We start from the raw sequence: 12,445 nt of genomic DNA on the forward strand, positions 1-12,445 counted from the left end.
CCCCACCCGCCCGACGAAGCGCGTCCACCCGGGAGTTGGAAGAGGGCCTGGGACATGGCCTCCGGGCTAGCACGCACCCCTCGTCCCCTCAAGCAGCACCCCGTCCTCGCGGGAGCGGCCACTCTCCCTCATGCCTCGCATGCGGCCAGCCCCTACCCCGGCCAGGCCCGGCGCTTGTGCGCTCCCCGCCGATGCCGTACGTGCCGGGCATGTCCGTCGAATCGCCCTCCTCCCCGTCCGCTCCCCGCTCCCGTCCCGTCCGCCGCTCCTGGGTCTGGGCGGGCATCGCCGTGGCGTCGCTCGGCTTCATGGGGGTGGCGGTCCACGACCTGATGGAGGGCCGGTCCAAGCCGCCGCCCCGGCTGGGCGCGCTGCCGGACTTCACCTTCACGCGGCAGGACGGACAGCCCTTCGGGGCGAAGCAGCTGCGCGGCCACCCGTACATCGCCAACTTCATCTTCACCCGCTGTCCCACGGTCTGCCCCGTCTTCACCCAGAAGATGGCGCGCGTGCAGGACCGCACGGCGAAGCTGGGGACGGATTTGCAGCTGGTGTCCTTCTCCGTGGACCCCGCCTACGACACCCCGGAGCGGCTGGCCGAGTACGGGAAGAAGTACCAGGCGGACTTCACCCGCTGGAACTTCCTCACCGGCGACTACGCCACCCTCAAGGACACCATCGTCCAGGGCTTCAAGATCAGCATGGGCCGCGAGCCCGGCGCCGCCGAGGACGACCTGCTCTCCATCTTCCACGGCACCCACTTCGTGCTGGTGGACGGCACCGGGGAGATTCGCGGCTACTACGACAGCGCGGACCCCGAGGCGACCCAGAAGCTGGAGACCGACGCCTTCCGCATCACCCGCGAAGAGGGCTGAGAAGAGGGCTGAGAAGAGGGCTGAGCGCCCCAGCCCGCAAAGCCGAAGGGCCGGCCCCACCTTTCGGTGAGCACCGGCCCTCGTCACGTCAGCTTCAGCGGGGAGCTCAGTTGATGAGCTGCGCCTGGGCCTGCGCGATGATGTTCTGGAAGTTCTGCTGCGCGGGCTGGGAGGCCAGCGCGCCGACCTTGTCCGCGCCCTGCTTCACGACGTTCGCGATGTCGCCGATGGCCTTCACGGAGGGGGCGAACTTGGTCAGCTGGGACAGACCGGCCAGGGGGCCCTTGGAGAGCAGCGCCGCGCCGGAGTCGATGAACTTGTCCACGAACGGCTTCGCCAGCTTGCCCAGACCGAACGGGAGCTTGTCCAGCAGGCCGCCCGCCAGACCCTTCAGGCCGCCCGTGATGGCGCCCATGGGGTTCTGCACGAAGTTCAGCGCCTTGCCCGCGATGTTCGCGACGCCGCCCGCGATGTTGGAGACCGTCTTCGCGACGCTGCTGACAACCTTGCCGATGCCGCCCATGGTGAAACCCCCTGCTTGAAGTCTGGTTTGGAGAGTGTGCCGAAGTGAAGCTGCAAAAGGATTCTCGGAAGGGGGAGGAAAATGTTTCCTCCGAATTTCCGATCAATTTCACGGAGATTCCGGGCGGGCCTCAGCCCCGGGTTCCGCCTCCGCCCTTCTTCAGCTGGTCCATCAACTCCTGGCGCTTGGCCTCGTCCTGGGGGGCCTTGGGGGCCTCGCCCGCGGGGTTCAGGCTGGGCTTGCCCGCGGCGGCGGCGCCGCCCTTGCCGGCCTCGAACTCGGACTTGGCGAAGGGGTTGCCCTGGCCGGGCAGCTCACCCTTGGCGCCCGCGACCAGGAACTCGCCGACCTCCTCCACCGTGTGCACGGGGAAGCCGTTCGCCTTCAGCTCCTCGTCGGACACGACGTTGAGCATGGGCTCCTTGTCCTTGTCCTGGGCGTACTCGAGGACCAGCTCGACGTAGTCCTCCAGCTTCATGCCCACCGCGTCCGCGATGCGCTTCGTCTCGGGGTCCTTGAGGAGCTCCGCGCGCACGACTTCCACGGGACGGGACAGACCACGCTTCTTGCCAGGGGCTTGCTGGGACATGCGATTTCGCTCCGGAGAGGAGAGGAAAGACGGCTGGGAACAACTCTAGCCCATCTTTCCAGTAGTACCCATTCCCCCACCCGGAGTGGCCCTGCCCCCCTCTGAAAGCCCCCGGGGTTTCAGCGGACCGCGTTGCGGGGCGCGCCCTTGCGGGCGGGGGCCGGGGCCTTGCGCTTGGGCAGGATGCGGGTGACGGAGCCGGGGCGGCGGGCGGCGGCGGCGGCGCGCTCCTTCTCCTCGGCGGCCTTCAGCGCCGCGGCGCGCACGGCCAGCACTTCGGCCTGCTGGGCCCAGCGGCGCTTGAGCGCGTCCCTCAGGCCCTCCGTCTGCAGGTCCACCTGCGCCTGGTGGAGGCGGTAGTGCAGGTCCTCGCGCAGGGTGCCCCGGGTGAGGGCGGCCATCGCCGCGCCGGAGATGCCCACCACGACCTTGGGCCGCTCCTCCTGCATCTGGAGGCAGCGCAGGATGAGGCCCTGGGCGTCCAGCGGCAGCTTCGCCGCGTCCGCGATGAACACGACGCCGTTGGGCTGGCGCAGCGCTCCGGCCAGCTCCTGGGGCTGGCGAATCTCCGTGAGCGGGACGCCGAAGTTGCGCGCGGCTTCCTCCGCCCAGGCCCTGCGCTCGTCCTCGGTGCCTCCGTGGATGAGCAGCGACGCACGGTTGGAGACGAGGTCCTCTTCTCGATAACCGCGAAGAGCCACGGGATGCCCTACCCTTCTGGGAAAGCGGGTCCTCCCAAAGTCTAACGCCCTCCTGGGTCGCCTGTTCAATCCCTTACGTGCGGGAAAAAACCAGGGACCCGCTCCCCGGCGAGCCCCTCCACTGGACGCCCGTTCCCGGGTCAAACCGAAGGCACCACCATCACGGGCCGGCGGCAGCGCAGGACCAGCTCCTTCGCCACGGCCTCCTCCAGGACGTCCGGGGCCACCTCGCGGCGGGAGGACGTGCCCACGCAGACCAGGTCCACGCCCTCGCGCTCCGTGGCCTGGCAGATGGCGATGGTGACGTCATCCCCGCTGACGCCCTCCACGCTCCAGTGCACCGCCTGCGCGACCGTGTCCCGGGGCACCTGGGCCCAGAGCCGCTGCATCACCTGGTCCCGCTCGGACTCGGGCTCCGGGAGCACGCCGTGGAAGTCCCGGGGGCCCCGCTCGCGGCCCTTGAGCCGGTGCACGTGCAGCAGGTGCACGCGGCCGCCCGGCCCCACCAGCGAGCACGCCTGCGCGATGGCCTGCCCGGACGCGAGCGTGAAGTCCACCGGCACCAGGGCGCTCCGGGGCGGAGGCAGCCGGCGAGGCTCGCGCGCTCCGGGTGGGATGCACGCCACGGAGCGCTCCGCGTGGCGCAGCACGCCTTCCGACACGGAGCCATGCCACAGCCGCTGCACGCCGCCGCGCAGGTGCATGCCCACCACCGTGAGCTCCGCGCTGCGCGCGTGGGCCACGTGCAGCAGGTGGTCCGCCGGGCGGCCATAGCCGGGCTCCAGCACCACCTCCACGCGGCCCTCGCCCTCCAGGTCACCCAGGCGCTCGCGCACCTCGCGGTGGAGCACGCGCTCCACCAGCGGATCCAACCCCTCCATGCTGCGCTCGCGCGGGTCCAGGCGCTCCACGTGCACGGGGGTCCGGATGCCCAGCCGCTCACGCTCCTCCAGGGGCGAGCACACGTAGGCGGCCAGCACGTCGCACCCGCCCACGCGCCGCAGCTCTCTCAGGAAGGTGATGGCTGCGTCGGACGTGGCGGAGCGCGGGTCCACGCCCACCATCACCAGCAGCCGGCGCCGGCCCCGGGCCCAGTCCAGCAGCGCCGAGTCCCGGCGCACCGCCAGCACCGGGGCGCAGCCGTGGCGGGCCAGGCGCTCCGCCAGGGACGTCTTGCGCCAGGGGGACGTGCGCCAGCCCCCGGCGGCCACCACCACCATCCGGGCGCTCTTGCACTCCGCGTCCCCCAGCAGCGTCTCCACGGAGGCGCCCCGCTGCATGCGCGGCTCCACCGAGCCCCCGGGGCCCAAGAGCGGCCTCAGCCGCGCGGCCTCCGCGGCCAGGCCCCCCTCCGCCGTGGACAGGGCGTCCGGGGCCTCCGCGTCCGGGACCTCGTCATCCACTCCCAGGAGCAGCAGCGGCTCCCCCAGCCGGCCGGCGAGGGTGGCCGCGACGGTGGCCGCGTGCGCGGCTTCGGCGGACAGGTTGGTTGCGCAGATGATGGCCATGGCAGGGCCCCCTGGAGGAGGCGATGCCCGCTGGAGCCTCCCCTCGCCATGAAGGTGTTCACGCCGGAGGGACGGTGGCACACGGCCGGGCATGCCGGCCTGCCTGCCCGGCAGGGTGGGGCGTCCCGGCGGGCCAGCGCTCAGCGCAAGAGCTGCTGGTGCCCGTCGTGGTTGGTGTGGTCCTGGTTCTCCCCCGCGCCGCCGCGCTGGTTCTCGCGGCCGAAGGTGGACAGGAACACGCCCTGCGCGCTGCTGGCGTACTGGTACGGCCGGCCCCAGGGGTCGCGGGGCACGGCGGGGAGGTACTTGGGCACCAGCATCTCATCCAGGCTCCCCTCCTCCGGCAGCTGTCCGCCGTGGTCCGCCTGGTAGCGCTCCAGCGCGCCCAGGATGAGGGTGAAGTCCGCGTGGATGTGCTGGGCCTGCTCGGGGTCGCGGCGGCGGAAGGCGGTGAGCACCAGGGCCACGACCAGCGCCACCGCGAATACCACCGCCACCCAGGGCAGCGGCGAGCGGCGGGACTTGTCGTGGGAGGAGGACGGGGAGGAGGTGGCGGCCATGGCCCATCCACCCTACCGCCTGGCGCGTCAGAGGGCGCGGTAAAGCGGCACCGGCTGCTGCTTGCCCTTCAGGCGCACCGGGGGCAGGTCCTCGAAGGCGGTCTCGTTCGCGTCCACCAGCTCACGCGTGCGCTCGCCCACCAGGATTTCCCCCGGACCGGCCAGCGCGCACAGCCGCGCGGCCACGTTCACCGCGTCGCCAATGCAGGTGTACTCGGCCCGCATCGCGCCGCCGATGTTGCCGGACACCACCACGCCCGAGTTGAGCCCCACGCCCAATTCCAGCACCAGGGGCCGGCCCTCGCGGCCGTGGGCCACCCACTCGGCCTCCGCCACGGCGCGCAGCTCCGCCACGGCCTCCATCATCATCTTCGCGCACTGCAAGCCCCGGAGCGCGTCGTCCGGGCGGCCCACCGGCGCGCCGAAGACGGCCATCAGCCCGTCGCCCAGGAACTTGTCCAGCGTGCCGCCGCAGGTGAGCACCGCGTCCGACAGCCGGCCCAGCACCTGGTTGAGCACCGCCACCACCTGTTCGGGCGGCAGGCTCTCCGCCAGGCCGGTGAAGTTGCGGATGTCCGCGAACAGCACCGTCACCTCGCGCTTCTCACCGGCGAGCACCGCCGCGTCCGCGCTCTTGAGGATTTCTTCCACCACCGCGTCGGACGTGTAGCGCGCGAACAGCTTGCGCATGCGCTCCGTCTCGTCCGTGCGGCGCACCACGCTCTCGATGCGCGCCGCCAGTTCATCCATGGACGCGGACTTGTTCACGTAGTCGTCCGCGCCCGCGCGCAGGCCGCGCACGCGCTCCGCCTCGCGGTCATTGGCGGTGAGCATGATGACGGGGATGGCGCTGCGCGGGCCCTCCTTCAGCCGCCGGCACAGCTCCACGCCGTCCAGCCCCGGCATCTCCAGGTCGCTCAGCACGATGGCCGGCTGCAGCCGCCCCATGCCCTCCAGCGCCTCGTACGGGTCCTGGAAGCAGAGGACTTCGTAGCCCAGCGCCACCAGCCCCTCCTGCACGAACGCGCACGCCAGGGGGCTGTCGTCCACCACCACCACGCGGCGGCGCCCCTCCGTCGCGGGACGCGGCAGGTCCTGCCGGCCGACGATGCGGTTCTGCACGCCCAGCGCTTCGTAGATCTGCTTGTACGTGCAGTGGCCCAGCTCGACGAGGATTTCCCCCAGCCGCCGCCCGTCGCGCCGCTGCCGCGCCAGCGCTTCGTCCAGCTGCGCGAGCGACACGTACTTGAGCCCCACCAGCAGCTCGCCCAGCGGCGGCTGCGCGGGACCCTTGTCATGGTTCAGGCCCAGGGCTTCTCCCAGTGCGTCTTGGATCTGCTCGCGCGACACGTAGCCCAGGGAGATGAGCGCCTCCCCCACGCGCTGGCCGGTGAGCGCCTGCAGCGCGAGTGCCTCCTGCACCTGCCCCGGCGTGACGACACCCAGCTTGAGCAACAGGTCACCGAAGAGAGGGTTCGATGCACTCACGCGGCCACCTCCATCGCTCGAACGTAGCCCAACGCCGTGGTCGCCGCCCAGCCCACGGGTCGCAGGGACGCTGTCGTCAGGGCATGACCACGCGTCCGAAGGCGAGCAGGATTTCCAGGACGATCAACGCGACGATCATCACCTCCAGGACGTGGGAGCGGTCGATGTCCACCTCGCCCTTGAGCAGGCCATAGGTCTGCGCGAGCAGCTGCTGCTTGCGCGTGACGGAGGCCTGCCACGCGGGGATGCGCAGGCGGCGCACGGCGCCCTCGTAGACCTTGGCCAGGTAGAAGTCGCCGATGATCTTGAGGCTGTTCTCCACCCGCTCCACGAACTCGTTGAGGTCCACGAGCGTGCCCAGCGTCTCGCGCGCGAGGGTGCGGTACGGGCTGCGGAACAGCGTGAGCCAGCCGGGCTTGCGCTTCTGCACCTCGTCGTGGATGCGCGCGATGTGCTTGTCCAACCGCTCGTCGTAGTAGCGGAACTCCAGCAGCTGCGCGTTGGCGATCTCCAGGAGGTCCGGGATGTCGCGCGAGCCGGACGGCTCGTAGACGAAGGCGCTGTTCCAGTCCACGACGACCAGGTCATGGGCGGTGTAGCTGAAGCGCACCTGGGTGACAGCCTCGCGCTCACGGGGCGCGAGCGGCGCGGTGGTGCTCTCACCCAACAAAAGCCGGGCGATGTCCGCGCTCTGGAACAGCTCCTCCGCGGAGGGGTTGCCCTGGATGCGCTCGGCGAAGATGACGGTGTAGCTCTCGCTCTGGTCCCAGAGGTGCGGCCCCTGCACGGCGGCGGAGATGGTGCGGCGCACGCCCTCCACCAGCTCGAGCGCCAGGTCCTCCAGGGCCTGGCTGTCATAGAGTTCGTCGGCGACGTGGGTGAGGGTCTCCCAGGTGGTGCCGGGGGCGACGGGGACGCGCAGGATGATGGACGCGGCGCCATGGTCGAACAGGCGCGCGGTGGCGTCCACGGTGACGGGGCCGCCGCGAAGGGCCAGGGGCCTGCGGCCCAGCTCATAGGCCACGGGAGGGTTGGGCAGCTGGATGTACTGGCTGTTCTCGCGCGACAGCTTCAAGCGGCGCGAATCCTCCGTCAGCGCCTTGCGAGCGCGCTCCAGGTCGATCTCCTCCGCGATGTCGAACGTGCGGTAGCAGAGGATGTGGGCCTGTTCGAAGAGCAGCGTCATTCCGGCGGGCGCGGACATGGTGGGCTGAAGCCTACTCGACGTCCTCCCACAGGACCTTCAGTTCCAGGGGAAGCGCCTCGAAGGGTTCCGCGTGGACGGTCTCCGCGTCCCCGTAAGCCCCCAGCAACAGATAGTGGCCGCCTTCCAGCCGGTAGACCTCCAGCATGTGTTCGCGTGGGTCCACCAACCAGACGTGTTTGACGCCCTCTCGTGCATAGATGGGCAGCTTCCGGACCCGGTCCAACCGGGACGTGGACGGGGACAGCACCTCGCACAGCCAATCCGGCGCCATCTGGATGCCCACGACCTTGGACAGCTTGGAGAGCCGCTCCCGGCGCCACCCCGCGAGGTCCGGCACCAGGACGTCCTTCCCCAGGTGCAGTTCCGGCTCCGAAAGGATGAGCCAGCCTCCAGGCCCTCCGCGTCCCCGCTCGAAGGGGCCATAGAGTTCTCCACCCAGATGCCATGCCGCGGAGGCATGCGGGTTCGCCGGCCGGGGGCTCGCGTACAGCTCCCCGTTGACGATCTCCCCCACCTGATTCGAGGGGAGCGCTTCCAGGTCGGCGTAGGTGGCGGGCTTTCGGGTCATCTCTGGAGCGGGGAACCTGGCAGGTAGGGCCATGCCCGGACACTCTCATGCCCGTCTGACACGTCTACCCCGGCGGCCGGGAGCCCTGGAAGGCCCCCGGCCTGAAACATCGCCGGATGTTTCACTCAGTCGCCGCCGCCCTCGGGCAGCTTGATGCCAATGCCACCCGGGCCTTCGCCGTTGTCCGGCAGGTTGCCAATGTGACCCGGCGTGGGCATGGGGCGGTCTCCCGCCTGACGCTTGTTCTGCTGTTCGTCTTCCGGAAGCTGCGGTTCCTTCCGGGGGCTTTCGTGCTCACCCATGGTGGCTCCTTCGCACGTTGAGAGGGTTTGACCTCTCCCAAGCTAGGGAGCCCGCGCCCCGGCTGGCACCCGTCCCTGCCGGCACGCGGAGCATGCGGGGACTCGAGCGGCGTCCAGGGCCCTTTCAGACGCTCCGGGGCTTCGCGGGCGGCGCCAGCGCCGTGCGCACGTCCCACAGCTCCGGGAAGAAGCGCAGGTCCAGCGCCTTGCGCAGGAAGCCCACGCCCGACGAGCCGCCCGTGCCCTGCTTGAAGCCGATGATGCGCATCACCGTCATCATGTGCCGGTAGCGCCAGAGCTGGAACCGCTCCTCCGTGTCCACCAGCTTCTCGCACATCTCATACGCATCCCAGTGCTTCTCGGTGTCCTCGTAGATGCGGCGGAACACCTCCATCACCTGGGGGCTCTTCTCATACGGCTGACGCCAGTCCCGCTCCACGTGGCTCTTGGGGACGTCATGCCCCATGCGAGACAGGTGACGCAGGAACTCGTCGTAGATGCCCGGCGACTCCAGCAGCCGCTCCAGCTCCGCGTGCACGCCCTGCACGTGCTTGAAGGGCCCCAGCGCCGCGTCGTCCTTGTTGCCCAGCAGGAACTCCAGCGCCCGGTACTGGAAGCTCTGGAAGCCCGACGCGTGGCCCAGCGTGTCCCGGAACTCCAGGTACTCGTTGGGCGTGAGCGTCTCCAGCACGCTCCACTGCTCGAAGAGCATCCGCTGGATGTGCGCGACGCGCGCGAAGATCTTGAAGGACGGCTCCAGCCGGTCCGCCTGGATGTAACGGATGCAGGCGGACAGCTCGTGGATGAGCAGCTTCATCCACAGCTCGCTCGTCTGATGCTGGACGATGAACAACAACTCGTCGTGATGGGGAGGCTGGGAACGGGGCACCTGCGCGGACAGAAGGCGGTCCAGCTGCAGGTAATCACCATAGGTCGTCCGGCCCGCGAGGTCCGTGACGATTCCAGGCTCCAGGTCGCGTTTGTTCATGGCCCGGGCACTCATGCACACCAACCCCCTCGCGGCGCAAGCACATCCTCCGCGCGGTCAATCCTGCCACGTGCTTCCTGCCGGAAGGACGCGGTCCACCTCTGCCCGGGCCGGGGCTACGACACACGACTGCGAAGCGCTTAAGCGTTCTTCTGAGCGGCTTCCGCCAGCGCCTTGGAGGCGGCGCGGCCACGCGGCAGCTTGATGTCCTCCACGCTGTTGGGGTTGGCGTAGTCGGACCACTCGGAGGGACGGCGGTGGGTCTTCTCCAGCATGCGCAGCTTCTGGTAGTGCGCGGCGCAGTAGCCCTTGGTGCGGCTGGGCTTGCCGCAGCCCTTGATGGCGCACTCGCGGGCGCCGCCCTCCGCCGCCGCCGGCTTGCGGCCCCGGCGCTTGCCACCCGCCGCCGCCACCGGCGCGCTCACCGACGCGCGACCCGCCGGACGACCCACGGGACGACGACCGGGCTTGCCCGCCGCGGGCGCGTTCGCGCCGAAGAGGGGGCCCACCACCTGAGCCAGCGGCGCCAGGCGCTCGGCCACGTTGCGCAGCGCATCCAGGTCCGCCGTGCCCGACTCCAGACGAGACACCACGTCGCGCAGGGGCTTGAGCTGCACTTCAATCTCGTTGCGAATCATCTCGCGGAACGCCTTGTCAACTGACATTTCGACCAATCCTCGGTTTAAGGGGGGAGCATTGCCTTGGCGTGAACCGGCACGCCGGACTACCAATACCTTCCAGAAAGGCAATTGTCGAAGGAAGCGATAAAAAGTTGTGACGCCACTGCGTATCAGCAGGCGAGAAAGGCCCGGGAAATGGGTGCGCGAGACGCTTTCAGGCGCTTCTCACGCATCCCAATGCAGGGGTTCCAACAACGCTCCGCGACTGGAGGCGGGGGGGTGTTGCGAGCGTTCCAGCAGTTCCTCGTACGTCAGTGCGAGGTCGTGTCCCAGTTCTTCCAATTCCTCTGAGTCCAGGGACGCGGACAGCCGGGGGAGCACTCCGTGCTCGGTGGCCTGCACGTGCGCCACGACCTGATCCTCCAGCGTGAACAGGCGCGCCTGCCACTCGACGCCGCGAGGTGTCAGTTCCTGCAATTCCTCCATCAACTCACGCAAGGTGAGGTGATCCTCGGCCTCCTCGCGGGCGCGGGTGCGGCCCTCCACGCATGTCAGCAGTGGCTGGACGCAGCGCTCCTCCAGGCGGGAGTGCAGGCGCAGGAGGCGGGCCAGGGTCTCCTGACCGTGAGTCACCTCTTCCGGGTCCGCCTCTGAAGCCAGCCGCTCCAGCAGCGCCTCCAGCTCACGGTGTTGATGCAGGAGGATGTCGAAAGGGCCGGCCATGCCCCCAAGCATCGGCATGGCACCGGGGGCAGACAACCACACCCATCCAGCGGCCGTGGAAGGCAGCCTGCTGGCGTGCATGCCCTTTTCCGGTGATGGCGGCGGTGGAGCCCCTGCCCGGCAGCCTGCCGCCAGGGTGCCGGCGAGCGAAGCCGGCTGCATCTTGGAATCCACCGTGGAAGACCCACTCACCAGCGTCCGGCAAGCCGTGTTCCGTTTCGCGGAGGGCGGCGCGGCCCTGTCCGCGCGCTACCACCGCGCCCGTCTGATGGGTGCTGAACACCTGCCCAGACAGGGGCCGCTGCTGCTCGTGGGCAACCACGGTGTCTGGGGATACGAGACCCCGGCCTTCTTCCACCTGTTGCACCAGGCCACGGGGCGCTACCCGCTGGGCCTGGCGGAGCGGGGATTCTTCAAGATTCCCCTCGTGCGCACGGTGTTGCCCTGGCTGGGCGGCGTGGAGGGGACGCGGGAGAACGCGCTCAAGTCACTGGGGGAGGGGCAGCTCGTCGTCTGTTATCCGGGCGGCGCGCGGGAGACCTTCAAACGCAGCCAGGGCCGCTACCGCCTGCGCTGGGAGGGCGCGCTGGGCTTCGTGCGGCTGGCCATGCAGGCCGGGGTGCCGGTGGTGCCCTTCGCGGGTTTTGGGGTGGATGACACGTTCTTCTGGCCCCCGGACGAGGACCGCTGGTGTGTGCGCCTGGCCGCGGAGGATAAATACCGCATGCCCCTGGTGATGGGATTGGGTCCACTGCCGCTGCCCGTCCAGCTCACCTTCGCCGTGGGTGAACCCCATGAACCGCCGCCGTCGGGCGCGCCGGAGTCTCGCGTGCGGGCCTTCCGCGACCGCGTGGCCGCCAGCGTCCGGCGCCTGCTCCTGAGGGCCTGCCATGCTTGACGCCGCTGCCACCTCCACCGTCGAGCCCAAGACCCGCGCGCCGCCGCTGGTGCCGGACGTGGAAGACATCCAGCGCGGCTATGAGCGGCTGGACTGCGAGGAGCGCGCCGTCCGGGGCACGCCCGTGCGCCTGTTCACCTTTCCCGGAGGCAACAGGGATGTATCACGCACGGTGGTCTGTCTTCCGGGGCTGGGCGCCAGTGGCCGCTCCTTCGCGCCCATGGAGCCCCTGGCCCGGGCGTGGAACCTGCTGTTGTGGACGCCGCCCCTGAAGACGCCCGCGACACACACGCCGTTGCAGTGGAACCTGTCGGTGCTCAACCACCCGGAGGCGGGGCTGCCGGAGCGCTTCGCGTTGATGGGGTCCTCCTATGGAAGCCTCCTGTCCATCGCGTATGCGTTGGAGCACCCCCGGCGGGTGAAGGCGCTGGTGCTGGTGTCGCCGGTGGCCAGCGTGCGCAAGGTGCGGCGGCTGGCGTTGACGCTGTCCACGCTGGTGCGGGCGCCCCGGCCGCTGGCGTATGTGTTCGCGCCCACGGTGGCGCGCGTCCTGGGCGGCCGGTGGCTGCCCGCGGAGGGGCGGGCCGAAATCGTTCGCGAGGCGCGGCGCCTGTCGTCGCTGGAGCTGATGCGGCGGCTGCGCGACATCCTGGCCGCGGACTTCCTGCACCGGCTGCGCGAGCTGCGCGTGCCCACGCTCATCATCGAGGGAGGCCGCGACCTGCTGGTGCCGCCGGCCGCCGCGCGCGACGTGGCGGCGCATGTGCCGGGCGCCCGGCTGGAGTTCCTGGAGACAGCCAGTCACCTGCCGTACATGAGCCACCCGGAAGCGTTCAATGCGTGCGTGTCCGACTTCCTCTCCCAGCACCCTGACTGAACAGGCGTTATCTCTATC

At 70.1% G+C, this 12,445-nt stretch carries 15 protein-coding genes; 3 read left to right on the top strand and 12 right to left on the bottom strand.

All coding sequences use genetic code 11. The annotated features are described in order from the left end of the window. Window positions 1-209 precede the first annotated feature (209 nt). Window positions 210-875 (top strand): SCO family protein, encoded by a 666-nt coding sequence (locus tag D7X96_RS25820; protein WP_244219719.1) that lies wholly within the window; start codon window positions 210-212, stop codon window positions 873-875. 106 nt (window positions 876-981) lie between these two features. Here D7X96_RS25820 and D7X96_RS25825 read toward each other — a convergent pair whose 3' ends face one another. From D7X96_RS25825 to D7X96_RS25875, 12 genes are all read right to left on the bottom strand, one after another. Further along, window positions 982-1,398, bottom strand: coding sequence for a hypothetical protein (locus D7X96_RS25825; RefSeq protein WP_120552383.1), 417 nt, complete (start codon window positions 1,396-1,398; stop codon window positions 982-984). A gap of 130 nt (window positions 1,399-1,528) precedes the next feature. Beyond that, entirely contained in the window at window positions 1,529-1,987 is a 459-nt protein-coding gene (locus D7X96_RS25830) for a hypothetical protein (protein ID WP_120552382.1), read from the bottom strand. Window positions 1,988-2,106: 119 nt separating this feature from the next. Next, a complete protein-coding gene (locus D7X96_RS25835) occupies window positions 2,107-2,688 on the bottom strand; it encodes a P-loop NTPase family protein (RefSeq protein WP_120552381.1) in 582 nt (193 codons plus the stop codon). Window positions 2,689-2,828: 140 nt separating this feature from the next. Then, the gene (locus D7X96_RS25840) at window positions 2,829-4,196 is read right to left on the bottom strand and encodes a universal stress protein (protein ID WP_120552380.1); all 1,368 of its coding nucleotides are present in this window, start codon (window positions 4,194-4,196) and stop codon (window positions 2,829-2,831) included. 140 nt (window positions 4,197-4,336) lie between these two features. After that, window positions 4,337-4,756 (bottom strand): type II secretion system protein GspG, encoded by a 420-nt coding sequence (locus D7X96_RS25845; protein ID WP_120552379.1) that lies wholly within the window; start codon window positions 4,754-4,756, stop codon window positions 4,337-4,339. Between the two features lie 27 nt (window positions 4,757-4,783). Then, complete coding sequence (locus D7X96_RS25850) at window positions 4,784-6,244, bottom strand: adenylate/guanylate cyclase domain-containing protein (RefSeq protein WP_121724454.1); 1,461 nt, start codon at window positions 6,242-6,244, stop codon at window positions 4,784-4,786. Window positions 6,245-6,320: 76 nt separating this feature from the next. Continuing rightward, window positions 6,321-7,448, bottom strand: a complete 1,128-nt coding sequence (locus D7X96_RS25855; protein WP_120552377.1) for an RMD1 family protein — start codon at window positions 7,446-7,448, stop codon at window positions 6,321-6,323. A gap of 13 nt (window positions 7,449-7,461) precedes the next feature. Continuing rightward, window positions 7,462-8,019 carry a Uma2 family endonuclease gene (locus D7X96_RS25860; RefSeq protein ID WP_120552376.1) on the bottom strand — a complete coding sequence of 186 codons (558 nt, stop codon included), beginning with the start codon at window positions 8,017-8,019 and terminating at the stop codon, window positions 7,462-7,464. A 125-nt stretch (window positions 8,020-8,144) separates the two neighbouring features. After that, window positions 8,145-8,321: a hypothetical protein gene (locus tag D7X96_RS40060; protein ID WP_158626632.1), complete on the bottom strand. Its 177-nt coding sequence runs from the start codon at window positions 8,319-8,321 to the stop codon at window positions 8,145-8,147. 124 nt (window positions 8,322-8,445) lie between these two features. Then, a complete protein-coding gene (locus tag D7X96_RS25865) occupies window positions 8,446-9,309 on the bottom strand; it encodes a tryptophan 2,3-dioxygenase (protein WP_120552375.1) in 864 nt (287 codons plus the stop codon). 140 nt (window positions 9,310-9,449) lie between these two features. After that, window positions 9,450-9,974, bottom strand: coding sequence for a cell wall protein (locus D7X96_RS25870; protein WP_120552374.1), 525 nt, complete (start codon window positions 9,972-9,974; stop codon window positions 9,450-9,452). Between the two features lie 180 nt (window positions 9,975-10,154). After that, window positions 10,155-10,652 carry a hemerythrin domain-containing protein gene (locus D7X96_RS25875; protein WP_233610057.1) on the bottom strand — a complete coding sequence of 166 codons (498 nt, stop codon included), beginning with the start codon at window positions 10,650-10,652 and terminating at the stop codon, window positions 10,155-10,157. 175 nt (window positions 10,653-10,827) lie between these two features. Between D7X96_RS25875 and D7X96_RS25880 the strand changes: the two genes are divergently transcribed. Both D7X96_RS25880 and D7X96_RS25885 read left to right on the top strand, forming a co-directional pair. Then, window positions 10,828-11,550 carry a lysophospholipid acyltransferase family protein gene (locus tag D7X96_RS25880; protein WP_120552384.1) on the top strand — a complete coding sequence of 241 codons (723 nt, stop codon included), beginning with the start codon at window positions 10,828-10,830 and terminating at the stop codon, window positions 11,548-11,550. Beyond that, the gene (locus tag D7X96_RS25885) at window positions 11,543-12,427 is read left to right on the top strand and encodes an alpha/beta fold hydrolase (RefSeq protein WP_121770974.1); all 885 of its coding nucleotides are present in this window, start codon (window positions 11,543-11,545) and stop codon (window positions 12,425-12,427) included. Before D7X96_RS25880 ends, D7X96_RS25885 begins: the two co-directional genes overlap by 8 nt. Window positions 12,428-12,445 lie beyond the last annotated feature (18 nt).

Source organism: Corallococcus interemptor, assembly GCF_003668875.1.
Taxonomy (GTDB): Bacteria; Myxococcota; Myxococcia; order Myxococcales; family Myxococcaceae; genus Corallococcus; species Corallococcus interemptor.

Excerpts from the sequence above, each read along its gene's own strand:
- D7X96_RS25820 (WP_244219719.1), top strand. The coding sequence starts at position 210 with ATGTCCGTCGAATCGCCCTCCTCCCCGTCCGCTCCCCGCTCCCGTCCC.
- D7X96_RS25825 (WP_120552383.1), bottom strand. The coding sequence starts at position 1,398 with ATGGGCGGCATCGGCAAGGTTGTCAGCAGCGTCGCGAAGACGGTCTCC.
- D7X96_RS25830 (WP_120552382.1), bottom strand. The coding sequence starts at position 1,987 with ATGTCCCAGCAAGCCCCTGGCAAGAAGCGTGGTCTGTCCCGTCCCGTG.
- D7X96_RS25840 (WP_120552380.1), bottom strand. The coding sequence starts at position 4,196 with ATGGCCATCATCTGCGCAACCAACCTGTCCGCCGAAGCCGCGCACGCG.
- D7X96_RS25845 (WP_120552379.1), bottom strand. The coding sequence starts at position 4,756 with ATGGCCGCCACCTCCTCCCCGTCCTCCTCCCACGACAAGTCCCGCCGC.
- D7X96_RS25855 (WP_120552377.1), bottom strand. The coding sequence starts at position 7,448 with ATGTCCGCGCCCGCCGGAATGACGCTGCTCTTCGAACAGGCCCACATC.
- D7X96_RS25860 (WP_120552376.1), bottom strand. The coding sequence starts at position 8,019 with ATGACCCGAAAGCCCGCCACCTACGCCGACCTGGAAGCGCTCCCCTCG.
- D7X96_RS40060 (WP_158626632.1), bottom strand. The coding sequence starts at position 8,321 with ATGGGTGAGCACGAAAGCCCCCGGAAGGAACCGCAGCTTCCGGAAGAC.
- D7X96_RS25865 (WP_120552375.1), bottom strand. The coding sequence starts at position 9,309 with ATGAACAAACGCGACCTGGAGCCTGGAATCGTCACGGACCTCGCGGGC.
- D7X96_RS25870 (WP_120552374.1), bottom strand. The coding sequence starts at position 9,974 with ATGTCAGTTGACAAGGCGTTCCGCGAGATGATTCGCAACGAGATTGAA.
- D7X96_RS25875 (WP_233610057.1), bottom strand. The coding sequence starts at position 10,652 with ATGGCCGGCCCTTTCGACATCCTCCTGCATCAACACCGTGAGCTGGAG.
- D7X96_RS25885 (WP_121770974.1), top strand. The coding sequence starts at position 11,543 with ATGCTTGACGCCGCTGCCACCTCCACCGTCGAGCCCAAGACCCGCGCG.